At 49.5% G+C, this 26,997-nt stretch carries 22 protein-coding genes; 6 read left to right on the top strand and 16 right to left on the bottom strand.

Annotated features, from left to right (window positions below; translation table 11 throughout):
- Nucleotides 1–5: 5 nt before the first annotated feature.
- Nucleotides 6–2,837 carry a glycoside hydrolase family 78 protein gene (locus tag DFQ01_RS17490; RefSeq protein ID WP_110045194.1) on the bottom strand — a complete coding sequence of 944 codons (2,832 nt, stop codon included), beginning with the start codon at nt 2,835–2,837 and terminating at the stop codon, nt 6–8.
- Nucleotides 2,838–2,851: 14 nt separating this feature from the next.
- The gene (locus DFQ01_RS17485; RefSeq protein WP_110045193.1) at nt 2,852–4,114 is read right to left on the bottom strand and encodes an MFS transporter; all 1,263 of its coding nucleotides are present in this window, start codon (nt 4,112–4,114) and stop codon (nt 2,852–2,854) included.
- 198 nt (nt 4,115–4,312) lie between these two features.
- Here DFQ01_RS17485 and DFQ01_RS17480 point away from each other — a divergent pair, with 198 nt between their 5' ends.
- The 4 genes from DFQ01_RS17480 (at nt 4,313) to DFQ01_RS17465 (ending at nt 8,483) form a co-directional block, all read left to right on the top strand.
- Nucleotides 4,313–5,296 (top strand): AraC family transcriptional regulator, encoded by a 984-nt coding sequence (locus tag DFQ01_RS17480; protein WP_110045192.1) that lies wholly within the window; start codon nt 4,313–4,315, stop codon nt 5,294–5,296.
- A gap of 420 nt (nt 5,297–5,716) precedes the next feature.
- A complete protein-coding gene (locus DFQ01_RS17475; protein WP_110045191.1) occupies nt 5,717–7,264 on the top strand; it encodes a spore germination protein in 1,548 nt (515 codons plus the stop codon).
- Entirely contained in the window at nt 7,261–8,313 is a 1,053-nt protein-coding gene (locus DFQ01_RS17470) for a GerAB/ArcD/ProY family transporter (RefSeq protein ID WP_110045190.1), read from the top strand. Before DFQ01_RS17475 ends, DFQ01_RS17470 begins: the two co-directional genes overlap by 4 nt.
- Nucleotides 8,286–8,483, top strand: a complete 198-nt coding sequence (locus tag DFQ01_RS17465) for a Ger(x)C family spore germination C-terminal domain-containing protein (protein WP_174812581.1) — start codon at nt 8,286–8,288, stop codon at nt 8,481–8,483. Before DFQ01_RS17470 ends, DFQ01_RS17465 begins: the two co-directional genes overlap by 28 nt.
- Before the next feature lie 289 nt (nt 8,484–8,772).
- Here DFQ01_RS17465 and polA read toward each other — a convergent pair whose 3' ends face one another.
- From polA to DFQ01_RS31950, 10 genes are all read right to left on the bottom strand, one after another.
- Nucleotides 8,773–11,445: a DNA polymerase I gene (gene polA, locus DFQ01_RS17460; protein ID WP_110045188.1), complete on the bottom strand. Its 2,673-nt coding sequence runs from the start codon at nt 11,443–11,445 to the stop codon at nt 8,773–8,775.
- Between the two features lie 169 nt (nt 11,446–11,614).
- Nucleotides 11,615–14,641, bottom strand: a complete 3,027-nt coding sequence (locus DFQ01_RS17455; RefSeq protein WP_110045187.1) for an S-layer homology domain-containing protein — start codon at nt 14,639–14,641, stop codon at nt 11,615–11,617.
- A complete protein-coding gene (locus DFQ01_RS17450; RefSeq protein WP_110045186.1) occupies nt 14,638–14,871 on the bottom strand; it encodes a hypothetical protein in 234 nt (77 codons plus the stop codon). The genes DFQ01_RS17455 and DFQ01_RS17450 overlap by 4 nt, the downstream gene beginning before the upstream one ends.
- A gap of 83 nt (nt 14,872–14,954) precedes the next feature.
- A complete protein-coding gene (phoU, locus tag DFQ01_RS17445) occupies nt 14,955–15,611 on the bottom strand; it encodes a phosphate signaling complex protein PhoU (RefSeq protein ID WP_110045185.1) in 657 nt (218 codons plus the stop codon).
- A 21-nt stretch (nt 15,612–15,632) separates the two neighbouring features.
- Entirely contained in the window at nt 15,633–16,406 is a 774-nt protein-coding gene (gene pstB, locus DFQ01_RS17440) for a phosphate ABC transporter ATP-binding protein PstB (protein ID WP_110045184.1), read from the bottom strand.
- 61 nt (nt 16,407–16,467) lie between these two features.
- Entirely contained in the window at nt 16,468–17,346 is an 879-nt protein-coding gene (pstA, locus tag DFQ01_RS17435) for a phosphate ABC transporter permease PstA (protein WP_110045183.1), read from the bottom strand.
- A gap of 1 nt (nt 17,347) precedes the next feature.
- Entirely contained in the window at nt 17,348–18,304 is a 957-nt protein-coding gene (pstC, locus tag DFQ01_RS17430; RefSeq protein ID WP_110045182.1) for a phosphate ABC transporter permease subunit PstC, read from the bottom strand.
- Nucleotides 18,305–18,327: 23 nt separating this feature from the next.
- Complete coding sequence (locus DFQ01_RS17425) at nt 18,328–19,359, bottom strand: PstS family phosphate ABC transporter substrate-binding protein (RefSeq protein ID WP_110045181.1); 1,032 nt, start codon at nt 19,357–19,359, stop codon at nt 18,328–18,330.
- 205 nt (nt 19,360–19,564) lie between these two features.
- Nucleotides 19,565–20,488: a PstS family phosphate ABC transporter substrate-binding protein gene (locus tag DFQ01_RS17420; RefSeq protein WP_110045180.1), complete on the bottom strand. Its 924-nt coding sequence runs from the start codon at nt 20,486–20,488 to the stop codon at nt 19,565–19,567.
- 290 nt (nt 20,489–20,778) lie between these two features.
- Complete coding sequence (locus DFQ01_RS31950; protein ID WP_110045179.1) at nt 20,779–21,981, bottom strand: methyl-accepting chemotaxis protein; 1,203 nt, start codon at nt 21,979–21,981, stop codon at nt 20,779–20,781.
- Nucleotides 21,982–22,246: 265 nt separating this feature from the next.
- On the opposite strand from DFQ01_RS31950, the gene DFQ01_RS32210 reads away from it, so the two are divergent.
- Nucleotides 22,247–22,435 (top strand): DUF6254 family protein, encoded by a 189-nt coding sequence (locus DFQ01_RS32210; RefSeq protein ID WP_110045178.1) that lies wholly within the window; start codon nt 22,247–22,249, stop codon nt 22,433–22,435.
- A gap of 278 nt (nt 22,436–22,713) precedes the next feature.
- On the opposite strand, the gene DFQ01_RS17405 is transcribed toward DFQ01_RS32210, so the two are convergent.
- From DFQ01_RS17405 to DFQ01_RS17395, 3 genes are read right to left on the bottom strand one after another with little or no spacing between them, the layout of a single operon-like run.
- Nucleotides 22,714–23,436: an amino acid ABC transporter ATP-binding protein gene (locus DFQ01_RS17405; RefSeq protein ID WP_110045177.1), complete on the bottom strand. Its 723-nt coding sequence runs from the start codon at nt 23,434–23,436 to the stop codon at nt 22,714–22,716.
- Nucleotides 23,433–24,080, bottom strand: coding sequence for an amino acid ABC transporter permease (locus DFQ01_RS17400; protein ID WP_110045176.1), 648 nt, complete (start codon nt 24,078–24,080; stop codon nt 23,433–23,435). The genes DFQ01_RS17405 and DFQ01_RS17400 overlap by 4 nt, the downstream gene beginning before the upstream one ends.
- 10 nt (nt 24,081–24,090) lie before the next feature.
- Nucleotides 24,091–24,879 (bottom strand): ABC transporter substrate-binding protein, encoded by a 789-nt coding sequence (locus DFQ01_RS17395; RefSeq protein WP_217490349.1) that lies wholly within the window; start codon nt 24,877–24,879, stop codon nt 24,091–24,093.
- A gap of 158 nt (nt 24,880–25,037) precedes the next feature.
- Here DFQ01_RS17395 and DFQ01_RS17390 point away from each other — a divergent pair, with 158 nt between their 5' ends.
- Complete coding sequence (locus DFQ01_RS17390; RefSeq protein WP_110045175.1) at nt 25,038–26,210, top strand: M20 family metallopeptidase; 1,173 nt, start codon at nt 25,038–25,040, stop codon at nt 26,208–26,210.
- Nucleotides 26,211–26,367: 157 nt separating this feature from the next.
- Here DFQ01_RS17390 and DFQ01_RS17385 read toward each other — a convergent pair.
- The coding region (locus tag DFQ01_RS17385) for a transposase (protein ID WP_146216894.1) at nt 26,368–26,997 on the bottom strand (630 nt) is incomplete at its 5' end.

Raw genomic sequence — 26,997 nt, 5'->3', positions numbered from 1 at the left:
CGCTTCTAGTTTACGAAGTACTTAAATTGATATTTCCCGCTTCCCGCTTGAATGGTCAATCCTCCCTGGTGTAAGGAAACCGCAAGCTCCGGCACAACCGAGAGCGCTGCTCCTGATTCCTGGATTTGATCGATGCTTGCTCCTGACAGTACAATCTCTGCTGTCGTGTTCTCAGGAATTGTCACGTCTACGGTCATTATATTCCCTTCTTTTCTCCAACTCGAAAGGATCGTTCCGTACATGCATTCGTGATAAGCTTCTGCCCAAGTCATCCCACAGTCTTGATGCGGGTGTATGATAAAATGTTTGTAAGCGGGTTCTATTGCTTTAATTCCAGCAATGTGCGTATAAAGCCAGTTGCCCACGCAACCAAAAGCATAGTGGTTTTGTGATACAGGCAGCACGGTGCCATTCGGCATAATCGTATTCCATGCCTCCCAGATGGTCGTTGCACCTTTCTCGATTTCATACAACCACGACGGACATTGTGTTTGATACAACAGCTTGTAGGCAACATCCGCACGTCCATTATTGCTTAATACATCCATTAAGAACGGAATGGACATAAACCCTGTATCCAGTCGATAACCATTACCTTCAATCAATCCAACAAGATGGTCCAGCAAGCGTTCTCTTTGATTATCGGGAATCATTTGATGCTGTAAAGCAAGTACATAAATCCCTTGTAAATGTGCTTTTAGACTACCATCCTCATGCAAGTATTCTTCCGCGAAAGCTTGTCGTACACGATCACTTAGCTGCCGATAGCGTACGGCATCCTCCTCATAACCTAGAATCTCTGCGGTCTTCGCGAGAAGACTGGTACTATATGCATAAAAGCAGGTAGATACAAGCTCACTCGTCTGGAAAGCACTCTTCATCATATCGACTCGTTCGCCATCGAGACTCATGCTTAGGCTTGGCGTGAGCCAGTCACCAAAATGAAATCCTGTATTCCACAGATATTTCTGTCTCTCGAGCCGCTCGGGATCCTCACAATCCTTTAAACGATTCGGTATATTATCCGCTGACGCTGTAATAACATACTCGACCCATTTCACCATGGACGAATAGCTAGCTTTAAGAAGACTTTTGTCCCCATAGGCCTCATACATTCTCCAAGGTACAATGACAGCAGCGTCTCCCCAACCGGCGGAAGACACATTCAAGCTCTCGTCATGTTCCCGATCACTTCGGTTCCATGGTACCGTGTTTGGCACTTGCCCATCCTCTCGCTGCTCTAATCTCAAATTGTCCAGCCAACGAGAAATGATCGACTGCATTCCCATATTCAAAGCAGCGGTAGGGGCAAACACCTGAAAATCGCCCGTATATCCTTGTCTTTCACGTTGAGGGCAATCGGTCGGAATCGAAAGCATATTACCGCGCTGACTCCAGACGATATTGTTCTGAAGCTGGTTTATTCGTTCATCGGAACAATGAAAATGTCCGGTTTGACGCAGGTCCGATGCTAAGACAACCGCTTTGAAGCGATCCGTAGTTAATTCACCAGGATAGCCTGTAACCTTTACATACCGGAACCCGTGGAACGTGAACTTTGGTTCGAACGTTTCCTCCTCGCCTCCACGCAGCACGTAAATATCCTTTTGATGCTTATGCCGGCCGTTAATGTTAAATAAATAATTCCCCTCTTGGTCGAGCGTTTCACTATGTTCCAGTACGATCTCCGTTCCAGCTGATCCAGAGACAGTCATACGAACTCTGCCGGCTATGACCTGACCGAAATCGACGATTGTTTCACCATTCGGCGTCACGAGAACTTTGTGTGCGTCCAGCGTCATTACAGCACGAACGGGCTCTCCGGCGTCAGCGATCAGATTGTTAAGCGAGTAGCTTGCTTCATGAACCGGAAGCCAGTCTGAATCATTAAAGTCCGCCGTGCTGAAGCCCAATTGTTCGAGACGAGCGTCGTACTTTTCTCCGATGAATATATCCGAATAGATCCAAGGACCCCTACTTGAACGAAACGTATGATCAGAAGAAATGATCTCCGTTGAACCGTCTGCATATTCCAGCTCCAGCTGCGTAAGCAAACCAAGCCGGTCTCCATACTGACAGCTGCTTCCGGTTAAACTGACCCGACCAGCATACCAGCCATCCGCTAGAACAACTCCTATCGCATTGTCACCAGCATTCAGAAGCTCCGTCACATCATAGGTCTGCACCATCAAATATTTATGGTAATTCGTAAATTCTGGCGCAAACTCACGGTCACCAACCCGCTTCCCATTAAGCTCCATATGATAAATGCCATGAGCCGTCGTATATATTCTCGCTCGAACGACCTCTTGGTTTGCATGGAATGACCTTCGCAGCAATTGACAAGGATGAAGTCTGTCCGTCACCTCTGGATCGTTATTATATTTGCCGCTGAACATGACAAACAGATTAATGGTTTCCTCTGGCGTGACCGGTGTTTGTTCGGGTTCAATCCATTTCGCCTTCCAGTCTTCTTCCCGCAGCAATCCCATCTCCCAGCTAGCCGAACGACTCCATTCCGAAGCTTCGCCTGTGGAGCTCCAAACCATGACCTTCCACACATAACGCCCCCGAGAAATAACGGACCGACCTTGGTACTCGAGATGAATCGATTGATCCGATAACACCTTGCCACTGTCCCACAATAAATTCGTCTCCAGACTTAAATCCGAATCATTCCCTGCGACGATAATCCGGTAAGCCCCTTGCAGCATGCCTCTTGCGGATGATTGGATTTTCCAACTAAGCTTGGGTCTTAGAACGCCGATCCCCATCGGATTGCGAAGGGACTCGACTGTTAAATCTACAGGTATCATTTCTTCTTTATTCATATCCATTGCTCACTCCATTCTTAATCCGTTGGTTCCGGCGACATTTCAGGTATTGGCGCAACCGCGGCCGCACTTAGTAGTCCAGCAACTGCCAGGATACCGAAGAACAATGGAAACCCGCCTAACGCAACCAATGTGCTCGAGAACGTAGGCACAATAGACGACGGCAAATTCCCCGCGATGTTCATAATGCCAAAGTCCTTAGCAGCATTCTTCTTGTCTGGTAAAATTCTCGTAATTAGCGCGATATCAACTGCGATGTACGCTCCGTATCCAAGCCCCAGCACCGCATTGGCAATGTATACATAGATCAAACTTGGCGCTAGTGCCAGGATGAATATTGCAATTGCAACGACAATCGCTGCGCCGGCCACAAACGGTTTTTGCTTGCGCAGCTTGTCCGACAGCATGCCGCCTAGAACACCCGACAATGCCAAAAATACGGTCTGAATGAGCGTTACAAGTGAGACGATTCCCGTCACCTGCTCTTGTGGAACATTGAACTTCTGAATAACGAATAGCGCGGTGAACGTTTGCGTCGAGTAAGCTACGCCAATTAGAAAGCGTGTCACAAAGCCCCAGGTGAAAGCAGGATATTTCTTAGGACTTGGAAAGAAAGCGCTTTGGGATTTCTCCTTCCGACGATCTCCATATTGCTGCGGCGATTCCTTAATTAAACAGCAAGCAATAATTGCTGTCACAACAGATACTGCTGCTAAGACGTTAAATTTCATAGCAAGTGGAAGATTGTTGATTGCCGTCATGAGCATCATGCCCATCATGATCGCTACCGGGGTAAAAATGCCGAGAATTCCTGATGCCGTACCACGCTTCGATTCTTCAACCTGGTCCGGCACTAAAGCGCCAACAGCCGCAATACCGAAGTAATAGAACGTCAGCGCAAGGCTCCAGCAGAGGCAGACAGCCCAAACGGAAGTTGCCAGGCCAATCCCAACCATGCTGATTGCGCCTACAAGGTTGCCGATAAAAATCCAAGAGCGTCTGCGGCCAAATGACCATCGGGTCCGATCGCTGATATATCCCCCCACATAGTTTGCGACGATACTAACAAAGGAACCGATTCCCGCACACAAACTGAAGTTAGCGGTTACATTTTGTGGCGTAAGCTCGATGAATTTGAATGTCAGCAATATAAGAGTTGGTACGATCGTTGCCATGTACACCCCAAAGTTGCCGAATACGAGCCCTGTAATAAGTCTAACAAAAGGCGTTGCGTCGCCTCGCTTTGTCGTTACACTCGTGACTGATGCGGAATTATGCATAGGTCTCCTCCTCAAAAGAGCATGAATATTTTAGCAATTTCAATCAGTTCGATAATCAGTTGATGTAAGCGCTTATACGGTTATATTAATACATATCTTCGTTAGTAGAAATAACAGAAACATTGAAGTTTTTATATCGTTTTCAAACCTAATTCGTTGTGACATAATAGGATTTATAATCAGAAAAGGGGCATCTAAATGGAGGAAATGGACTTAAGGGCTCTGTTGTTTGAGCTCAGTGATATAGAACGAGAAGCCTTAATTGACCCTCATGTCCCAAGGTTATTCTCGACGAATGAAGATACCTACGTGCTGTCGAGGCTCGAAGAAGAAATTTTCAAATCTGATCAAAAAATCGCATTTATGAAGCATCCCCGCTACATGATTACAACCGAACACAAACATGACTTTCTTGAAATGAACTATGTATTTGCCGGTCGCTGCACGCAGAAGATAAACGGCAAGCAGGTTATATTAAAGGAAGGCGAGTTCTGTCTTCTTGACACGGACGTCACTCATTACATTGATCCCGCGGGTGAACAGGACATTATTATTAACTGTCTTTTCCGCAAAAATTATTTTGATGCTGATCTATTGAAACGTTTGTCGGGTAACGATTTGATTTCAGAATTTATTACGGCTACCTTCTACAAGAAGAAAGCCAGCAACCAGTATTTCGTTTTCCCTTCTGGCGACAACCAGAAAATCAAGCACATCATGAACGAAATTCTTGCCGAATATTTCGATCCTGGCTTATGTTCGGAGGAAATCATTACGAGCTACCTCGTGATTCTGTTCGCTGAACTGCTTCGTCTATACAAAAACTCATCCGAAATAAGTCGATCTTCCGGCATCCAAAAGGTTCAAATAACGGATGTTCTGCTGTATATCGAACAAAACTATATAGAAGTTACACTAACGAGCGCCGCCAAACATTTCGGATTTCATCCCAATTATTTAAGCCGCCTGCTCAAAACACATCTTGGTGTCACTTTTATCAAAATTGTTCAAGAGGTAAAGCTCAGTCGCGCTTGCTCCATCCTCGAAAACACAAATATCCCCATTGCAAGGCTTGCGCAAGAGGTCGGGTTCTCAAACATTAATGTCTTTTATGATTTGTTTAAAGAGCATTATGGATTAACACCAAGGGAATATCGGGTAAATAAGCGGCAAATGGTTTAGACAAAAAAAGGCAGCCTGAACATCATACGGACCACAACAAACAAAAGCGCCCAATCTTGCAATGCTGCAAGGTTGGGCGCTTTTGTTTCGTATGATCAGCCGCGGTTGTAACGAAACTTCCCGATCGTAATAGGCATATTAAATCGATAACCTTGTAAGCGAAGCTCAGGCAAGATTGGGTGCCCCCGCTGTTGCTGCAGTCAATTGGACCCGAACATTGTGTAATCGCCTACGTAAATATAAGTATCATCGAGGAGAGCAGCCTCTAATATGGACGCACATTCACAATCCCCCCCCCCCTGCATGACGAAATTTCAATATATATGTCGTATTTGCCATTTTATGAAGAAATCCGTTGATTCCTAACGTGCGCATACAAACGACAAATTGTGGAAACTATTTAGTCATGGGGTGAGTAGCATGAATTTATTTTCTTGGCTTGGACGGAAGAAATATTCGCACACAACCAAATCAAAGCCAGATCATCCTTTGCCACCATCTGCCCGTTCCGAACCAATCTCGCTCAGTCTGGAACATAATCTTCATAAGCTTGGCGACTTGTTTACAGATACGCCAGATATGATCATTCGCACGCTCGTACTGCCCGATACGGGAGAACAGGCGGCACTTGTCTACTTGGAAGGGTTATCCGACAAGAACGCCATTAACAATAACGTCATCAAGCCGATTGCAGGCGGCATTGGCAGCATCGAATCTGCCTCCGTCACCGTCGGGCGAGTCGGCAGGCTTCGGGAATGGGGACCGATCACAAACGCGATTCTGAAAGGAAGCAGCGTTTTATTCATCGATGGAAGAACAGATGCGATATTATTGGGGACGGAAGGATGGCCTCAGCGTGCAATCGAGGATCCTCAGCTAGAAACCTCGCTCAAGGGCGCTCATCAAGGGTTCATCGAGTCCAGTGGGCAGAATATTGCGCTCTTGCGTCGATATCTCCCGCATCAGGAGCTCAAAATCCGCGAGCATCAAGTTGGCCGCAGGGGGGATACCCGGGTTAGTATAATCTATATTGCAGATGTTACCAACCCTGAGGTGCTCAAGGAACTGGAGGATCGTATCAGGCATCTCGATGTCGATGTCATCATCAATACAGGAGAGCTGGCGGAGCTAATCGAGGATAATCCATATTCGCCTTTCCCGCAACTGCTCTTGACCGAGCGTCCGGATACGGCGGCATCCCAACTCGTTCAAGGGAGAATCGTCGTCCTTGTCGACCGCTCGCCTAGCGTCATCGTGGGACCCGCTACCTTTGTTTCGTTCTTTCAATCGGTTGATGACTACAGCACACGCTGGTCGATTGCTACCTTTATCCGCATGCTCCGCTTCTTTGCTTTTTTTGTGGCCATCTGCTTACCGGCGTTCTATATCGCAGTCAGCTCTTACAATTTCGAGCTTATTCCGGTCAAGCTGCTGCTTACGATCGGCGAATACAGGGGCAGCGTGCCGTTCTCTCCATTTATTGAGGCGATCTTTATGGAGATCACACTGGAGATGATGCGTGAGGCCGGTGTCCGTCTGCCCGCTCCCGTTGGTCAAACCGTCGGCATCGTTGGCGGCATCGTCATTGGCCAAGCGATCGTCCAAGCAGGTCTGATCAGCAACATTATGGTAATTGTCGTATCGTTTACGGCAATCGCCTCATTTATTCTCCCCAACTACGATTTTGTCGCAGGCGTAAGGATAATCCGATTTCTAATGATGATCGCCGCTTCGTTCTTCGGTTTGTTCGGCATCGTCGTCGGACTAATGACGCTTACCGGACACTTGATCTCACTCGAATCGCTCGGCACGCCGTTCGGCAGCCCATTTGCACCAATGCGCTGGTCTGATTGGAAGGACACCTTCGTTCGAGCTCCGCTGTGGAAGATGATAAAACGACCGGTAAGCACGAAAGCCTTACAATCCATTCGACAAGGCGATAATAAACACAAAGGTGAGGGATCGTGAAAAAATATAAGCTGAACGAGATTACGATGATGCAATATATCATGTTCAACAGCGGCATGGCGGTCAGCTTCGCTTTTATTGATATTCCGACCATTATGGCGAACAAAGCCGGTACCGATGGATGGATCCCTATCTTAATCGGCGGTCTCGTCACCATGCTCGCAAGCGTGATCATCATTCAGCTCATGAAGAGGTATCCCGACGGCACCTTGTTCGACTTACTGACGCATTATGTTGGAAGATGGGCCGGAATAACCGTTGCGGCTATCTTTACCATCTATTTTTTGCTGTTCTCTTATGTTGGAATCGTCTATACGGTGCGGTTGATTAAAGGCCGGCTGCTTATCGAGACGCCGGCCATTCTAATACTAGTGATGCTTATGATACCAACCTATACTATTGCCCGCAGCGGACTTCGCATTATCGGCCGGTATGCGGAATTCGTCGTTTTCATTTCACTGTATATTCCATTCATATACATCTACACGTACAAGAATATGCATCCGCTCTTTCTACTTCCCATACTGAAGGACGGATGGCAGCCGGTCTTATCCGCCGTGCCGAGCACCTTCTTCGGTTACATAGGATTCGTAAGTTCTATTATCCTGTATCCGTTCTTGAAAAATAAAAAGCAGGCGTCTGCCGCAATTCTAATCTCAAATGGCTTAACAATGTTGGCCTATTTGTTTATTACACTTGTCTGCTTCGTCTCTCTTAGCCCGGATGAAAGCATGAAAATTCACCAGCCAACCATCTACGTACTCAAGTCGATCGAGCTGTCCTTCATCGAACAGGTTGAAGGTTTATTCATCGCCTTCTACACATTCATTTTCTCGATGTCCTGGATACCGACCTTGTTCATGATGGCCTTCTCCTTTACCTGGATCATCAGGAAACAGGATCATCGGCCGACTCTAAGGGCAGTTATCGCGTTGATCGTTGTGAGTATGCTATTTTTCTTTCCCACATACGATCAGCTCCTGACGCTTATCAAACTTTCGAGCTTGCTTGTGGCGATGAAGTGCGTAAGCAACTGGAAGCGTTATTGAAGAAGCTCCAGAAGAATAAGCTTGATCCGATCGGGATCGGCGACTATGCAAGAGCCTATGAATACACAGCTTTCTCAAAGGTACAGGAGCATTGGGAAGACGCATTCAAAGAAGCGGAGATTCATTACGACGTACGGGTTACCTTAGCCGATGTCGGAGCGATTGAATAACGGGGGTATATCAGAAGAAGTTCCCTCGGTCAGCAACGATTTGTATCTCCCAAGCTAACATCCAAACGGATGTCCGGCTTATTTGAATGTTATTCCAAATCTATGAAAGAAACTTCGACAGATGATGCTTGCCTGAGCACTCGGATGTCCGGCCATACATTGAGGAGGATATTAGTATCTTCGAGACCGAAGAACAGAGTAAAACAGTACTTAAAAACGAAGAAAGAGCACTTCGGACTTTAGCCTGAAGTGCTCTAAAACAAATAGGTGCTGGTTCCATTGGCCAATCCTACTTCGCTTCGTACCAGTTGTGCCCGTAGCTGACGTCTGCCTTCAGCGGAACATCCAGCTCAATCGCGCTCTCCATCACTTCCGGCACGAGACTCTTCATCATCTCCAGCTCGTCTTCTGGCACTTCGAATACAAGTTCGTCATGCACCTGCAGCAGCATGCGGCTCTTCAGTCCGCGGTTGCGAAGCTCTTGATCCATCTTAACCATTGCAAGCTTAATAATATCTGCAGCCGTACCTTGGATCGGCGTATTCATCGCGGTCCGTTCAGCGAACGAGCGCAGGTTGAAGTTCGATGCCTTGATCTCTGGCAGATAACGGCGGCGCTCCAGCAGCGTTGTCACATAACCATCGTGACGTGCTTGCATGACGATGTCGTCCATGTACTTGCGAACCCCTTGGAATGCGGCAAAATATTGCTCGATGAACTGTGCCGCTTCCTTCCGCGTAATGCCGAGGTTGTTCGAGAGACCGAAGTCGCTAATGCCGTAGACGATACCAAAGTTAACCGCCTTTGCTTGGCGGCGCATATTCGAATCAACATCTTCTGGTTGAACGCCGAATACGTCGGATGCCGTCTTCGTATGGATGTCCATATCGTGCAGGAATGCATCCTTCAAGCCTTGGTCACCCGAGATGTGTGCGAGCACGCGCAGCTCGATCTGCGAATAGTCGGCAGCGAGCATGTACCAGCCCGGCTCGGATGGCACGAACGCTTTACGGATCTTACGTCCTTCTTCCAGACGGATTGGAATGTTCTGCAGATTCGGATATTGACTGCTCAGACGTCCCGTCGCGGCGATCGTCTGCCGATAGAACGTATGGATATGTCCGGTATTCGGACGAATTTCCTTGAGCAAGCCTTCCACATACGTCGATTGCAGCTTAGACAGCTGGCGGTACATCAGAATCGACGGAATAATGTCATGGTACGGCGCCAGCTCTTCGAGCACGTCCGCATCGGTAGAGTAACCCGTCTTTGTTTTCTTTTTCACCGGCAAACCAAGCTTCTCGAACAACACTTCACCAAGTTGCTTCGGCGAACCAATGTTGAACTCCATACCCGCAAGCTCATAGATTTTACCTTTCAGCTCCAGCACGCGGCCTTCCAGCTCCGCACCAAGCTGCTCAATAACGGATGCATCGGCCTTAATGCCCTGCAGCTCCATACCTGCAAGAACACGAGACAACGGCTGCTCTAGGTCGTAATACAGCTTGTACATGCCCGACTTCTCCAGCTCCGCACGCTGCTTGTCCGCTAGATGGCGAACCGCATCCGCCTTTGCTGCGATGAACGCATGCAGTGCTTCTGTTTCTGGCAGCTTGAACTTCGCTCCCTTGCCGTAGACCGCTTCATCCGAAGCGACACCTGGCAGGCCATATTTGCCGCATAAGCCGCTGATCGTCTGTGCCGAATCCGTCGACGTTGGATCCAGCAGGTACGCAGCAAGCTGCACATCAAATGCGATACCCTTGATCGACACGCCATGCCAAGCGAGCGACAGCTCGACGCGATGCATATCGAAGCCGGTCTTAGACGCATCCGCCGACGCAAGCCATTCGCGGAAGAACCCGAGTGCCTCCGTCTGCACCTCAGCAAGCGGCACCACATGAATCACATCAGGCGATGCGACTGCAATGGCAACCGTCTCGCTCTGATGCGGGTTATCGCCAATCACTTCGGAGTAAATGCTCTCTACCTTCGGGAGCATGCTCGCCAGTGATGCGAGTGCATCGTCATCTTCAGCGGTTACAGATACGATGGTCAGATTCGCCGCTTCCTGCGCAGCACCCTCTGCTCCAACCGCTTCTCCCGTCAGATCAAGACGCTCCATCAGCGATTTGAACTCCAGCTTACGGAACGCCTCAGCCAGCACCGGCTTCTCGTAGCCGCTGTACTTCATTTCCTCGACACCCTGCTCCAGCGGCACCTCGCGGAAAATCGTCGCCAGCTTCTTGCTCATGATCGCATCGTCTTTGTGCTGCTCGACCTTCTCCTTCATCTTGCCTTTCAAATCACCGGAATGCTCGAGCACCTGCTCAACCGAGCCGTATTCATGCAGCAGCTTTAGCGCGGTTTTCTCGCCGACACCCGGAATGCCCGGGATGTTGTCGGACGTATCGCCCATAAGACCTTTCAGGTCTATAATTTGCAGCGGCACAAGACCGTACTTTTCTTGAATTTCAGCTGGCGAATAGCGCTCAACCTCACTTACACCTTTGCGTGTGATCGCAACCGTTACTTGATTAGAAGCGAGCTGCAGCATATCCTTATCGCCGGATACGACAAGCGCTTCTGCACCTTGTTCGTCCGCCATGCGCGTCAGCGTACCGATAATGTCATCAGCCTCATAGCCGGATAGCTCGAACTGGCTGATGCCAAACGATTTGAGCAGCTCTTTGATAAGCGGGAATTGTTCGGATAGCTCGGACGGCGTCTTCTGACGCCCACCTTTGTAATCGCCATACCCTTCGTGACGGAACGTCACCTTGCCGGCATCGAAAGCGACTAACATGTGAGTCGGCTTCTCTTCCTCTAACAGCTTAAGCAGCATAGTCGTGAAGCCATATACTGCATTCGTATGTAATCCGCTTGCATTCGTCAGCGGCGGCATCGCGTAGAAAGCCCGGTTAGCAATACTGTTGCCGTCGATCAATATCCACTTGTCCATTGGCGGCATCTCTCCTGCATCATTAATAAGTACATTTCTGCCTTTTACTGCTTACTATCATACCATAAATGGACATCGCTCTGCCTCGTCATCGCTTTGCCTTCGAAGAGCAAAGAAAGCCGTAACATCCCGTGCATACGCGCAGGATGATACGGCCGTCTATTAATCGTTATTGAAGAGATTGAAGCTGTTGAAGCAGGCGATACATCAGAACTGCTGCTTCTCCGCGATTCGCTTGATCTTGCGCACCGAATGTTCCATTCGGACGGCCTTGTACAATACCCGCTTGCACAAGCTGTTCTACAGCGTCCGCCGCATAGGCAGCAATGGAGTCAGCGTCCTTAAATGCGGAAGATGTTCCACTACCAATGCCATCAAGCGTATAACCTTTGGCTTGCAGCGCACGAAGCAAAATGACACACAGCTCTTGTCTAGTAATCGGCCGATTCGGATCGAAATTCCCATTGCCGCCGCCAGTAACGATTCCCGCTTCCTGCGCTGCTCCGATATACCCTGCATACCATGCTGTAGATGCTACATCATTGAAGCTGGACGTACCGCCGGGTTCAATGCCGAGTGCCCGTAGAATCATCGTAATAAACTGAGCGCGAGTAAGCTGAGCTTGTGGAGCGAATGTTGTGCTCGTAATACCATTTACAACCCCCTGCTTGTACAAATAGTGAATCGCATCCTGCATCTCTGTCGACAGCGAACCAATGTCCTTGAACGAATCTGTTGGGAGATTATTCGACTCTTCTCCTCCGCTCTGATCAATCGGATTCGTCGTGCCCTGACCCGAATCAGTCGAATCTGCTGCTACAAACCGTCCACCCGATGTCGTCGGTGTTGTTGGTGTTGTCGGTGTAATTGGATCTGTTGGCGTCGTCGGGTTCGGAATCGTCGTATCACCGACTACAATACCGAATCCGTTCGTTGCGATGTAGACGCGTCCGTATACATTAGGATCGCCTGTAATGGCACGATTAGCGTTCGCATATTGATGCTGGTCATCATTAATTCGGACCCAAGTCGATCCTCCGTCGTTCGAACGATAGAAGCCATAGTTTCCATCCAGCTTCGCGTTCATATAGATGGCCGGGTACGTTTGATTCGGAGCTGCCTTACCGAAACCAACCGTTGCTGCTTCTACAACAGAACTCACCTTCGTAAACGTGCTTCCTGAATCCGTAGAGTGGAACAAGCCATATGGAAGCTCTGGATGATCTTCGTTCTTCGCTCCAGCAATCCAGATGTCGCCTTCTTTGCCCGGCACAGCTTTGAACTTGCTATTTAGTCCTTCTGGCAGTCCCGTCGCTTGAGCCGAGAACGTAGCGCCGCCATCCGTACTGACATAGAAAGTGCCTTCGTACGTGCCATAAATCTTGTTCGGATTAACGCGGTCCGAGGATACGACTGCTCCTTGCGGAATGCCTTGCGATTCCGTCCACGTCGAGCCAAGATCGGTAGAATAATTAACAGGATCATTAGATGACGACCATACGATAGAACCGCCGTTCGCGCTGACTGCAACCCAGCCTGCGCCGGATTGCGAACCAACATTCGTCCCCGGCGTCCATGTTACACCGTTATCCTGCGAGATGCCGATATCCGGCGAGTCACCATCAGCATAACCAACGCGGACAACAATATTCGAATTGAGCTCGGCGTAATCAATATCGGTTGCCGACCCAATATACGGATTCGTAATCATCGATGGTGCCTTCGTAAGATCTTCATGCCGGAAGCCTCCGATGTCGCCCATCGCACTGAGCAGCGAGGCTCCTTCAGGCGTACTAATCAGACCATTAACCGCCGTCTCTTCAATTCCGCTCGCCATCACTTCAATATTAACGTTCTCATCTGAATCAAGTGCAGTCGCATTAAGCGATCCGTACAACGTTGCGCCTGTTCCATACATCATCCGATCCGAGTTGAATGGATCGATCTCCAGATCACCCATCATCCAACCCAGCTTCGGACTGCGCTCTGGTGTCTGCGTTGGATCCTTGATTTCGCCCCAATCGAGCCAAGGTGCCTTACTGTAATCGATCGTATAGTTGTTATCGCGTGCCGGCGGCCAGCCTACTGAATAGTCTAGCGTGAAGAATGGCTTCCATGTTGCGCCGCCGTCTGTACTGCGATAAATATTATCGTCCGGGTACCATTTGTTCAACGTCGACACCATAATCGTATCTGGATGCTGTGCATCAACCGCTAATCCACCGTATGGATTCTCCGTATTGCCTACCCCACTAGGGCTAATGTCGGTCCATACGCCAGTCGTCGTATCGAACTTCCAGACCGATCCCGTTCCACCGTCATAAGGACCGATTTCAGAGTTATACGTAATGTACAGCTGGCCGGTGGAGGACAATACGCCATGATGCGGCAAGAAGCCCTGCTTCGGCTGGTCTGGTACCGGTTCCCACGTTGTACCGCCATCTGTGCTTCGATAAATGCTTGTATCTCTATCAGCTACCCCGACATAGATCGTTTGAGTCGTTTGACCAGCCGAGCCCGTTGTAGGATCGAATGTAATCCATACAGGTCCTACCGTTCCGCCATAATATTCCTTCACATCTGTTGGTGCTGTGAAGCTCTCAACCTTACTCCATGTTGCACCATAGTCTGTACTACGCCAGAGCCCATTGTCGTTACGCGCTCCAAAATAGAGCACACTGTTATTGTTCGGGTCAATGACCAACCGTTCACCCATCGAGCGTCCTGGCATGTTGCCGCCGAACTTGAAAGGCAGTTCGGTTCGCTGCCAGGTCTCGCCTTTATCCGTTGAACGAAGCATGACGCCGTTCATTTTCGTAAAGTCATTCGAATACGTACCCGCAGCAACATACAGTCGATTCGGTTCAACCGGGTCAGTCGCAAGACTTTCGACCCCCATCATATTCCACTCTTCCATACTTACGAAGTCAAGCAGCTGCTTCCATGTGCTCGTTGCAGCATCCCAGCGGTATGCACCGCCCATATCCGTCCGTGCGTAGATGAGATCCTTTTCCTTCTGGTTGAAAATAATACCCGGAATGAAGCCACCGCCTACAACGGTCGCTCTTCCCCAATTGTACTGCTCGCTTGCAATCGACTGATCAGCAGCCGATGCCTTCGGCGCAGCGCCAGTTAAACCGATTGAACCGGTTAACAGTACCGCTGCAACGCTCACACTTAACCATTTCTTGATCATGCTGTGCATTCCCCCAACAAATGAATTTGTCTAGCACGCCAATCACCTAAAAGCGCTGTTCTTGTCATTCTATTTCTGTTCCCACACTCAATTCCGAAATCGTTTTCGAAAATGACTGCAAAGATAGCGCTTACAAAACGAATTATAGCAACAACTACCAATATTGTATAGCCCCTTCTTTCCATTCCTAAAAAATATAAAAGCGTTTTCGTTACAACGCGTTTTTCCATATCTTTTCAGCATCCTTCCAGATAGAAAAAGACCGGCCAACAGCTCAAATCCAAAGCTGCTAGCCGATCCTCAAAACCATATTCTAGTTCAAATCCGGGCGCTTACCCGTTACGAGATACACAACGCTCTCACCAATGTTCGTCGCATGATCGGCGATACGCTCGATGAAACGACCAACGAAGTTCAGCTGCATCGATTGTGAGATCGTCTGCGGATTCTCGAACATGAGAGACCACAGCTCGCGCGTGATTTGCTTGTACAGGGCGTCAACATGATCGTCGTCCTTCGCCATTTTGTAAGCAAGACCGACATCTTCTCTAACGAACGATTGGATCGATTCGTTGATCATCACTTGTACGATTTCTGCCATGCGAGGCAGGTCGATCAACGGCTTGATCAACGTTTGACCTTCGAGGCGCAGCGTTACTTTCGCGATATCGAGCGATAAGTCGCCCATCCGCTCCAGGTCGCTGGCGATCTTGAATGCGGACAGAATGCGGCGAAGATCCTTCGCTACCGGCTGCTGCGTCACAATCAGCTTAGAGCCGAGTTCTTCAATTTTCTCCTCGAGGCGGTTAACCTCTGGATCGGATGCAATAACGCTCGTTGCACGGGCCGTATCCAATGTTTTGAGCGATTCCATCGCCTCGCTCAGTGCACGCTCTACTCGTTCACCCATCTCAACGAGCATTGCATGGAGCTGGTCCAAACCATGGTCAAATTCTTTACGCGGTGTCATCCAAATACAACTCCTTCAAGCTTAGCCGAAACGGCCGCTAATATAATCTTCTGTTCGTTGATCCGTCGGGTTTGAGAACAGCTTCTCCGTCTCGTCATATTCAACAACTTCGCCATTGAGGAAAAATACCGTTTGATTCGATACGCGTGCTGCCTGATGCATGTTGTGCGTAACCATGACGATCGTGTAGCGGTCCTTCAGCTCTTGCGCCAACTCTTCAATTTTCAATGTCGAGATGGGGTCAAGTGCCGATGTTGCTTCGTCCATAAGCAGAATGTCTGGATTAACGGCCAGTGCACGCGCAATGCACAGACGCTGCTGCTGACCGCCCGACAGACTGAATGCCGAACGCTTCAGGTAATCCTTCACTTCTTCCCACAGTACAGCGGAGCGAAGCGACGTCTCGACGATTTCGTCGAGCTTCTTACGGTCGTGAATACCATGCAGGCGTGGACCGTAAGCGATGTTGTCGTAGATCGATTTGGGAAAAGGATTCGGCTGCTGGAACACCATGCCGACCTTCTTCCTCAGCGTCTCGACGTCCACATCACCGGAATAGATGTCCGTTCCGGAAATCGCAATCCCGCCCTCAATGCGAGTGCCAGGGATCATGTCGTTCATCCGGTTCAACGTCCGCAGGAGCGTCGATTTACCGCAGCCGGATGGACCGATGAAAGCGGTGATCGCTTTCTCAGGAATACGAAGCGATACGTTCTTCAGGGCATGGAATGCGCCGTAGAACAGGTTTAATTGGTTAATTTCGATTAAGGTTTGATTTTTAGTTAGCGTTTGCATCGGATGACCTCCGCGTTATAGATAGTTCTGGACCAAATTACTAAGAAACGTGACAAGTGAATTACATGTGCTTGTTATATTTGTTGCGAAGCAGAATCGCTGATAAGTTCATAAGCAGCAGCATGACGAGCAGTACGATAATGCCGGATGCAGCAAGTGCTTGGAACGAAGCTTGCGGCCTCGATACCCAGTTGTAAATCTGGATCGGCATAACCGTGAACGAATCCATAGGCCCTGTTGGTAAGAAGGCCACGAATGTGAGTGCACCGATCATAACGAGCGGCGCCGTCTCGCCGATTGCCCGTGACATCGCGAGGATGACACCTGTCAGGATGCCGGAGATGCTAGATGGAAGCACCGAACGCGATACCGTCTGCCACTTCGTTGCGCCAAGCGCGTACGATGCGTCACGACGCGACTTCGGCACCGCACGAATCGCCTCCTGCGCCGATACGATAATGATCGGCAGCACGAGCAGCGTCATTGTGAACGCGCCAGCCAGCAGGCTGCGGCCGAGATGAAGTTCGCGAACGAACAGCGTCAGGCCAAGAATACCGTAGACAATCGACGGCACACCTGCCAGCGTACTGATATTAAGCTGGATCATACGTGTAATCCGATTTTTCTTCGCATACTCTTCCAAGTAGATTGCAGCACCTACACCTAGCAGGAACGACAGCGGCGCCATAATAAGCAGCATGTACAGGGAGCCAACGATAGCTGACTTCATGCCAGCCTCGCTTGCCCGTCTGGACGGGAAGTTATTGAACAGCTCCGGCCGCAGCATCGATATGCCATCACTGATGATGTCGATAAGAAGCGCCATCAAAGCAATGACGCCAATTGACGTCGCGATCAGGAAGAGCAGCCGCAAAGTAAAGTCGATTCGCCGGCGTCCGGCAATCTGCTTACGATTGGCATCTACAAAGATGTTGTTCATCTTAGTACTCCTCCCGGAAACGTCTTGCTACATACTGTGCAAGGATGTTGAGCAAGAATGTAATCACGAACAGCGTCATACCGACTGCGAAGATCGTGCCGTACTCAACGCTGCCATGCGGCGTATCGCCAAGGCTGACTTGCACGATGTAAGCCGTCATCGTCTGAATACTTTCAAGCGGATTCGCCGTCAGCTTCGGTGTCGAACCTGCAGCAACGGTCACGATCATCGTCTCGCCGATTGCGCGGGAGAACGCAAGTACAGCAGAAGCGACAATACCGGAGAACGCGGCTGGAACGACGATCTTCAATGCAACTTCGAACCGTGTAGCCCCGAGTGCGTAAGCGCCATCGCGCAAACTGCGCGGCACTGCCGTCATCGCATCCTCACTAAGCGAGCAGACCATCGGGATGATCATGATGCCAACCACGATGCCGGCAGACAGTGCATTGAACACGCCGGCATCAGCGAAAATGCCGCGAACCATCGGTGTGATGAAGCTAAGTGCGAAGTAGCCGTAGACGATCGTTGGAACGCCGGCGAGTATTTCGAGAATGGGCTTCACGATATTGCGTACCTTCTTCGGCGCATACTCACTTAAGTAGATGGCGCTTGCCAGTCCGAGCGGAACGGCAACGAGGCAGGCAATAACCGTGATCAGCAGCGTGCCGCAGATGAGCGGCCAGATACCGAAGCTCTTCGGTTCAATAAGCGGTGACCATTTGGTACCCGTTATAAAATCGACGAAAGGAACTTGCTCGAAGAAATGATACGTTTCGCCGATCAGTGTAGCAACGATGCCGATCGTCGTCGCGATCGATAGTGCTGCGCACAGGAACAACGCGACCGGCATGATTTTATCCATAAGATGAGACTTCTCATTGCGGAATGCGTGATTCCGCTTCGCAGCATCTACGAGCTGCTTCGAGCTATTCGTGCTCAGCGCCTCGTTAGGCATGTACGTTTCTCTCCCTGCCTGGATTAGTGAAGCTTCGTGGCTTCTTCGCTATATTTGTCATCAGGCAGTGGAACGTAGCCAACCTCGCTAGCGAGGCTACCGATATTGTTGATGTAGTAATCTGCGAATGCGTACACTTCCGGGCGCGAAATTTCAGCTTTGTTCACATAGATGTACAGCGGGCGGGACAGTGGTGCATACGTGCCGTCTTTGATCGTCTCTGGGGATGGAGCAATTGCGCCTTTGCCAGCATCGATCGGAACAACTTTCAGCTTGTCAGCATTCTCTTCATAGTAAGCGAAGCCGAAGTAGCCGATAGCGTACTTGCTGCCTTCTACACCTTGAACGAGTGTGTTGTCATCTTCGCTGAAGGAGATTTGCGTATCGTTACGGATCCCTTTCTTGGCAAGAATCGTTTCGTTGAAGTAATCGTACGTACCGGATTCTGCACCTGGCGAGTACATCAGGATTTTCTCAGCGGGCCAGCCAGCACGAACGTCAGCCCAAGTCTTAACAGTCGAGCCCGTCGTAAAAATTTTGTTCAGCTCTTCTACTGTCAGATGGTCGATAAAATCATTGTCTTTGCTTACAACAAGCGACAGTCCGTCATACGCGATCGTCAGATCGGAGTACTCGATGCCGTTGTCGCTGCATGTTTTGGCTTCTTCGTCCGTAATTGGGCGCGATGCATCGCTGATTGCCAGTTCGCCTGCACAGAAGCGCTTGAAGCCGCCGCCCGTACCGGAAATCCCTACTGTAACGCGAACTTCAGGATTGAATTTGCCGAAATCTTCAGCAACAGCTTCCGTCAGCGGGTATACCGTACTGGAGCCGTCAATCTCGATCTCGCCACCCATTTCAACCTCTACATCCTCATCGTCGGCCGACTCATCATCAAGAGCCGTATCTTCGCTTTGATCATCGCTCGTCTGCTCTGTATCGCTCGAACCATTCGATGTCGAATCCTCCGCTTTATTCCCGCAAGCTGCTGTCAGAATCAGCAGGCCCATCATCATGATCATCATCAAACTTTTAAGGCCTTTACGCTTCAACAACACGACCACTCCTCAAGGTTTCTATGTCAGGTAGTTATGAACAAGTTCTTCTTGGTCCTAATAGTAAGAGATGATTGTAAATCGGGTACAAGTAGAATGTTAACTATATGTAAAAATCGACTCTATCCATTACATATTCTTCACAAAATACAAGAAGACGGCTGGCGCCGTCTTCTTGTACGAACGTTTCTTAGGGGGTTATCGATTATTTCAGCTTGCTCGCTTGCGAAGTGTAGAAGCCTTTGGAGAGCGGGATGTAGCCAACTTCCTTCGACAGCTTACCTGCGTTCTCCAGGTAGAATTGCGAGAAAGCTTTAACCTCTGCACGATTAGCCAGATCCGCTTTGTTTACATAGAAGAAGATTGGACGGGAGAGGAAGTACATGCCTTTAGCAATCGTTTGAGCCGAAGGACCTACAGCACGCTTGCCATTGTCAACAACAACCGCTTTCAGCTTCGCTTTGTTCTCAACATAGTAAGCATAACCGAAGTAACCAATTGCATATTTGTCGTTTGTAATACCTTCAACGAGTACGTTGTCGTCTTCGCTGAACGTGATTTGGCTGTCGTTACGGCTCGACTTGGATTTGCCGTTCACTTTTTCAGTGAAGAAGTCGAATGTACCGGAGTCACTGCCTGGCGAGTAGATTTTAATTTCTTCATTCGGGAAGCCTTTACGAACATCAGACCATTTTTTCACTGTGGAGCCGCTTTTGAAAATCGATTTCAGCTCAGCCGTTGTCAGCTTTTGAGCCCACGTGTTGTTTTTGTTGATTGCGATCGTGACACCGTCATAAGCTACCGTAATATCCGTATACGTAATGCCTTTTGCTTTACAAGCTGTTTTCTCAGCATCCGTAATTGGACGCGATGCGTCAGCGATTGGAATTTCACCATTGCAGAAACGTTTGAAGCCGCCACCCGTACCGGAAATACCGACCGTTACGCGAACGTCCTTGTGAACTTTGCCGAACTCTTCTGCTACAGCTTCCGTGATCGGATATACTGTACTGGAACCATCGATTTCAATCGTGCCTTTCAGGTTGTCAGCAGCGCCTGCTTGACCCGTCAACAGAAGCGACAAGCTAGCCGCAACCACTGCAAGCTTCAAAGTCAATTTCTTAAACAACAAAGACCACTCCCCAATTAGTATCGTACATCTTATGTACAAGCCTAATCTTAGAGGTGGTCTGTTAAGGGAAAATTATCGCGTTATGAATAATTAGTAAAGTTTTCCTATAAATTCATGTTCAAAAGTACGGTTTTCAGCACCAAGAAGGTTGGATTAAGCGGGGAATGAGGATCGGAGCGTAGTGATGTGCTACGTGAGAACCGGAAGTCTCAGCTTGATCCAAGATTCGATGCCGAATACTCTTCTTGTGATGCTTCGTGATCAAAAGCGGACTTTTTGAACAACCTCTATAATGCCTTTAATCGTTCTTGTACGCTTACGGAATGCGTATAGGCCTGGTTTGTTAGTTGTGCAACAAGTCGACTGCTATCGTGGTTATGCTCAGCCGATTCGCATAGCTTGTCGAATGCTGCAGCAGCGGACGCTACAAACTGATTGCTAGCTTTCGTATCCGCTTGACTTTGATCGTGTAAACGACTTGTCTCCTCGATCGCACGTTGAATACCGCGCACAAGTGAAGCGATCATATCGGCGGATTGCTTCGTCTGTACGGCAAGCTTCATGACCTCGTCTGCGACAACCGCAAAGCTGCGGCCATGCTCGCCCGCTCTAGCTGCTTCAATCGCAGCGTTAAGCGACAGAAGATTCGACGATTCTGCTAAATCTCGAATAAGCGATGTCACTTGTCCAACATCCTGCGCACACTGCTTCAGCTCGCTGTAATGCGTCTGCTGCGCAGATGAAAGCTGTGTCAGCCTCTCAAACATCGCTTTTACTTGATCCAGCTCCGTCTTTCCCTGCTGCGTCATGTAGACCATATCGGTAGAAAGGCTTGCACCGTCTGCTGAAGATTGTTTAACCTCTGCAATTTCACGTTCAATGGAGGACATTAGTCCCTGCGTCTCACGCAATACAACGGATTTCTGCTGTACAGCGGCGTCTTGAATATCGCGTGAGATTCGCAGCAAATCGCCAACTGTCAGCACACCTGCAAACTTGGCACCTTCCGTCACGATAACACAATTATACAAGGTCGCTTCGTCGCGGCCGAGTGCCTGTCCGATCAAATTCGAAGGCTCCATTGCAATATCGATCTTTAATGGGTCCGCATCCATCAGTTTCGTGACAGGTTTGTTGTAATAAAGCTCGGATCCGAATCGCTGGCTGAGATAATGATAAAACCGATTACGCATAATAAGTCCAAGTGGCTCGCCAGCTTGCCCCGTTACGACAGCACATTCCTCATGTACGCGATTCTTGAACAACCGGAGCAGTTGCAGGCAGTCCGTATCAGTCGACACGGTCAAAGGATGGCCCAAGTAGGCTTCAAGTTGGATAGATGGGATAATGGCGGGTTCCGGTTCAGCTGCGTTTGCCAATCTGGCAGCTTCCACTAATGTAGGTGCAGGTGCAGGTTCAGGCGTTTTAACCTCTGCGATTTCTGGCTCTGGTGCAGGTGCCGGCTTTGATCGTAGCATTAGCATTTGCATGGTTATCTACTCTCCACTCCATCGACAATTTCTGTATCTTTGTACCCACTATAAACTGGCAAATTAAATAACAATGCAGCATTTTGTAATTGGAGTGTAAACTTTCGACAACGTTCGCAAAATTGTCGGATGTTTACTAACGATTGCTTGAAGGTGCGGCACATGATTTGCACCGTTTGGGACGATGATAGTGGAGCGGCAATAACCACAGCCGCAGACGCTTGAACAGCACTCATTTCTTATAAGCGGAAGGGAGCCATTATTAATGACGACTTCGAAAAACCGCCGCCTAAACGCTTGGCACCAACGGAAGCACAATCAACAGCCTCACGGCAAAATCAAATCGTTCGCCGAGCTTGCTGAAGAGCCTGGTACACTGACGGCTGCGAATGCTACGACAGCTAAAGCTTATGAGCATGCGAAGCAGGCTATTCAGCAGTTTCCGTCGACCTAGGGGATTCTACCCACCTAGAGATTTTCTACCCACCTAATCCTCCCTGCTAGGGAGGACCCCAGGGAACTCCCGTCCCCTGGACCCCGGAAGGTTGGCGATTGGTGGAATTGAGGTGCTGGGTAAGATGATGCGTGCTGGGACTCGCGTGCCCCTGTGGGGCAAAGCTTACTTGTTGCGCGTGAAAAAGATTTAAACTTACTTGGCTTAATAGAAAGAAGCTGTCGCCTGTGGCGACAGCTTCTTTCTATTGGGATGTCTGAAAACAGACAACCGTCTTGCTACAATACTTTGCTAAGGAACAGTTTGGTGCGGGGCTGCTTCGGATGGTCGAAGACCTCTTCTGGTGTACCCTCTTCAATGATTTGGCCCTGATCGATGAACAAGACGCGGTCGCCTACCTCGCGAGCGAAGCCCATTTCATGGGTAACGATGACCATCGTCATCCCCTGGGCAGCAAGCTTCTTCATGACGTCGAGCACTTCGCCAACCATCTCGGGATCGAGTGCTGATGTTGGCTCATCGAACAGCATAACGCTTGGCTGCATCGCGAGTGCACGCGCGATGGCGATGCGCTGCTTTTGTCCGCCGGACAGTTTGGCCGGATAGGTGTCTCGTTTGTCAGCCAGGCCGACGGAAGCGAGCAGCGACAGCGCTTGAGCCTCAGCCTGTTCTTTGCCCAGCTTCTTCAGCTTACGCGGCGCGAGCGTCACGTTCTCAAGCACCGTCATGTGCGGGAACAGATTGAACTGCTGGAACACCATCCCCATCCGCTGGCGGATTTGGTTCAAGTCACGCTGTTTGCCTGTAACGAGCTGCTTTTCGAACCAAATCTCGCCGCTCGTTGGCTCCTCCATCCGGTTCAAGCAGCGAAGGAATGTACTTTTACCAGAACCGCTTGGCCCGATGACAACGACAACCTCGCCTTTGCTAATCTCGGTATCGATACCCTTCAATATTTCATGTTTACCGTATGATTTGTGCAAACCTTGTACGTGGATCATTGATTATTCAACTTCCTTTCCAGCAAACCGAGCAGCCTAGACAGGGTGAATGTCATGACGAAGTATACAGCTGCAGAGACGAGCAGCGGCTCAAGCGGCTTGAAGGTCAGTGAGGATACTGTATTCGTGTTGTACATCAATTCTGCAATACCGATTGTAGAAACAAGCGATGAATCTTTTATAATGACGATAAACTCGTTCCCAATGGCTGGCAGCATGTTGCGAAATGCCTGCGGCAATACAATTAATCGAAGGGACATTCCATGTGTCATACCAAGTGACCGCGCGGCCTCATTCTGCCCTTTATCAATCGCATTAATGCCCGCCCGGAATACCTCTGCCATATAAGCTGCACTATTGATCGTGAGCGCAATGACACCGGAAGTAAAACCAGGCAGATTGATGCCAAAATTCGTTAAACCATAGTAAATAATAACGATCTGAACGAGCATCGGCGTTCCGCGAATAACCTCGATGTAGACCGACGCCAAAAAACGCAGAATACCGATTTTTGATATTCGGAGCAATGCAAAGCCTACGCCAAGCAATGTCCCGAACAATACGCCGAAAAACGACAGCTGAAGCGTCAGCCAAGCGCCTTTGAGAAAGTACGACCAATATTCCGATAAAAATCCAAAATCCATCGTCGGCTCCTTACTCGCTCAGCAGCTCGTTAGCGTCAACGATATATTTATCGAGCGAGCCGTCCTGCTTCAGCTTATCCAGCGTAGCGTTAAGCGCATCGACGAGCGACTTATTGTTCTTCTTAACAGCAATAGCTGCGCTGCCTTCCTCGGAGGTTGGGACAGCAATGTTCGTCAGCTCGAGTGTAGGTTGGTTCGCTGCGTATAGCTTCGTAACAGGCATTTCGGCGATAACAGCGTCAACACGGCCGCTTTGCAGCTCCATGACCAGATCGCTAATTTTACTCAAAGAAGTAAGCTGGGCGCCTTCGATACCTTTCGCTATGCCTTCTTGAATACTGCCCTTTTGCACACCGATACGTTTGCCCTTCAGGTCGTCGAACGATTGGTATGAAGCGGCGGCGTCCTTTTTGACGAGAACCCCTTGTTCTGCCGTATAATAAACGTTAGAGAAATCAACGCTCTTCGCGCGCTCTTCCGTCGGTGTCATACCAGAAATAACGAGGTCTACTTTGCCTGAGTTGAGTGCGAGCAGCAGTCCATCGAACTTCATGTCTTGAATTTCGAGCTCTACGCCAAGGTCCTTCGCTATTTGCTGCGCGATCGCGATGTCGAAACCAACGATCTCGTCTTGTCCGTCCTTCGTGTGATGGAACTCGTATGGCGGATAATCCGCGCTTGTCCCGAGCACGAGCTTGCCGCTTTTTTGAATTGAAGCGAGCTTGTCCTCTTTGCTTCCGCACGCTGCGATTGTAAAGACCATTGCAACGGCCAGCAGCATCATTAACCAACGTCTCATGATGTTCTCTCCTCTTGATGTAGCTTGGCAACAACTCTACAATTATAATGGGCAATTCGACAAAAACAAGTACATTTCGACATCATTCGAATGTGTTAATTATACCCAACCCATCAATTGACAGAAGGCATCTATAGTACAAAAAGGAGTGATTTCCAATGACTTTGAAATCTGCTATTTTCGAAACAATCGATAAGCATGCCGCCGACTGGACTACGATGTCGCTCGACATCGGCGCTCACCCAGAGCTAGGACACGAAGAATTCCGTTCCTCTGCCCTGCTGGCCGATGAACTGGAGAAACACGGCTTCACCGTCGAGCGCGGGACGCTTGGACTGCCAACCGCTTTTATCGGCACTTACGATTCCGGTAAACCGGGGCCAATTGCCGCGTTCCTGTGTGAATATGATGCGCTGCCTGAGATTGGACATGCATGCGGTCACCACATCATCGGCGTAATGGGCGTTGCGGCAGCAGTAGGCCTGAAGTCCGTCATCGACGAGACCGGCGGCATCATTCGCGTGTATGGAACCCCCGCCGAAGAGACGAAAGGCGCGAAGGTGACAATGGCGGAGGCTGGATTGTTCGATGACTGCTCGTTCGCGCTTATGGCGCATCCGTATCACGCCTACGAGAAGTCCGGCGAATCGCTGGCGATGGATGCGGTGCAGTTCGAATTTTTCGGCAAAACGGCGCATGCGGCAGCCAATCCACATGATGGCGTGAACGCACTCGACGCGGTCGTTCAGTTGTTCAACTCGTTGAACGCACTTCGCCAGCAGGTGCGCAGCGACGCAAGGCTGCACGGCATTATCGATGCCGGCGGACAAGCGCCGAACATCATTCCCGACTATGCGTCGGCAAAATTTTATTTCCGCTCCGCCGATCGCGCGTACACGAACGAGCTGACACAGCGCGCGCTTCGCTGCGCAGAAGGTGCCGCGCTGCAGACAGGCTGCACGCTCAAGACGAATGCATACGAATATTCATACGACGAGCTTCGAACGAACGAGACGTTATCCGGCCTGTTCTCGGCTAACTTGATCGCAGGCGGCGTTCCAGCCGATGCGATTCAATCCGGCAAAGACAACGGCTCGCTTGATCTGGGCAACGTCTCCGTTCGCTGCCCGGCTATCCATCCTTATGTGCAAGTTGTCGATGATCCGTTCCAGCTGCACACCATCGAGTTCCGCGACGCGGCAATGCAGCCGCGCGCGATGCAAGGTCTGCTGTTCGGGGCGAAGATACTCGCCGCAACGGCCTACGATGTATGCGCCGATCCGGCGCTGCTCCGCCAGGTGCGCGAGGAGTTCGAGCGCACGAGGAAGTGAAATGAATAAAGCGGCGATCCCTTGATTGATCGCTGCTTTTTTGTTGAAAAGACATCGCCGATGGTTTGGCTGTATGGGGCTGTCCCAAAAGTAGGTCAGCTTACTTATAATTCAGCCCAATTTATTGAAAAAAGCAAGAAAAGACGGTTCAGGGAGGTCATTCCTGAACCATCTTTTCTATTTTTCTATCGGCTGCCACCTTCTTGAGCAAATTATGGGCAAGCGAAAGCCACCCGACCTCAAGGCTTACTTTTTGCAAGCCTCGAAGCAGAAACCGCCGGAATCCCCGGTTATTCTTTATTTGCCCAAACACACTCTCCGGTTCGATCATTCGCCTTACTGATAATGCGTAGCCTTCCTCGCTCCGAAGCTTTTCCCGTGCCTGCTCTTTGTAACGCTTGTATGCGAGACTTATACTAATTTCTCGGTCTCCTTGCGCTTTGGTGCAATCTGCTCTAAGTAGGCACCCTTCACAGCTTTCACTTCGGTAGTGACGCTTTCTGATTTCGAATCCACTTTCGGTCTTTCCCTTGCTTTCATAGCGAAATAGCAGTGTGCGTCCAGCTGTACATGTCCATGTATCTTCAGACTCGTCGTACTGCCAGTTGTCTACCTTGCTGATATCTTTCTGCCAGCTTTTCGTTTTTTCCTTGTGGTAGGTACTGTACTTGACTAAGGCTTCAAGGTTTTCATTTTCCAAATACGCGTAGTTTTCTTCACTGCCGTATCCTGCATCGGCGATGATGGTCCTCGGCAGCTTACCTAACGTTACTTTAACTTTCTCCAA

The organism is Paenibacillus cellulosilyticus (genome assembly GCF_003182255.1).
In the GTDB taxonomy this organism is placed as follows: Bacteria; Bacillota; Bacilli; order Paenibacillales; family Paenibacillaceae; genus Paenibacillus_T; species Paenibacillus_T cellulosilyticus.
The sequence above is the reverse complement of the archived record's forward strand: the minus strand, read 5'-3'. Positions and strand labels throughout refer to the sequence as shown.

Coding starts and splice junctions, on each gene's coding strand:
- pstC (WP_110045182.1), bottom strand. CDS start 18,304: ATGCCTAACGAGGCGCTGAGCACGAATAGCTCGAAGCAGCTCGTAGAT.
- phoU (WP_110045185.1), bottom strand. CDS start 15,611: ATGACACCGCGTAAAGAATTTGACCATGGTTTGGACCAGCTCCATGCA.
- DFQ01_RS17390 (WP_110045175.1), top strand. CDS start 25,038: ATGACTTTGAAATCTGCTATTTTCGAAACAATCGATAAGCATGCCGCC.
- DFQ01_RS17395 (WP_217490349.1), bottom strand. CDS start 24,879: ATGAGACGTTGGTTAATGATGCTGCTGGCCGTTGCAATGGTCTTTACA.
- pstA (WP_110045183.1), bottom strand. CDS start 17,346: ATGAACAACATCTTTGTAGATGCCAATCGTAAGCAGATTGCCGGACGC.
- DFQ01_RS17480 (WP_110045192.1), top strand. CDS start 4,313: ATGGAGGAAATGGACTTAAGGGCTCTGTTGTTTGAGCTCAGTGATATA.
- DFQ01_RS17485 (WP_110045193.1), bottom strand. CDS start 4,114: ATGCATAATTCCGCATCAGTCACGAGTGTAACGACAAAGCGAGGCGAC.
- DFQ01_RS17450 (WP_110045186.1), bottom strand. CDS start 14,871: ATGGAAAAACGCGTTGTAACGAAAACGCTTTTATATTTTTTAGGAATG.
- pstB (WP_110045184.1), bottom strand. CDS start 16,406: ATGCAAACGCTAACTAAAAATCAAACCTTAATCGAAATTAACCAATTA.
- DFQ01_RS32210 (WP_110045178.1), top strand. CDS start 22,247: ATGACGACTTCGAAAAACCGCCGCCTAAACGCTTGGCACCAACGGAAG.
- DFQ01_RS17455 (WP_110045187.1), bottom strand. CDS start 14,641: ATGATCAAGAAATGGTTAAGTGTGAGCGTTGCAGCGGTACTGTTAACC.
- DFQ01_RS17490 (WP_110045194.1), bottom strand. CDS start 2,837: ATGGATATGAATAAAGAAGAAATGATACCTGTAGATTTAACAGTCGAG.
- DFQ01_RS17400 (WP_110045176.1), bottom strand. CDS start 24,080: ATGGATTTTGGATTTTTATCGGAATATTGGTCGTACTTTCTCAAAGGC.
- DFQ01_RS17475 (WP_110045191.1), top strand. CDS start 5,717: ATGAATTTATTTTCTTGGCTTGGACGGAAGAAATATTCGCACACAACC.
- DFQ01_RS31950 (WP_110045179.1), bottom strand. CDS start 21,981: ATGCAAATGCTAATGCTACGATCAAAGCCGGCACCTGCACCAGAGCCA.
- polA (WP_110045188.1), bottom strand. CDS start 11,445: ATGGACAAGTGGATATTGATCGACGGCAACAGTATTGCTAACCGGGCT.
- DFQ01_RS17405 (WP_110045177.1), bottom strand. CDS start 23,436: ATGATCCACGTACAAGGTTTGCACAAATCATACGGTAAACATGAAATA.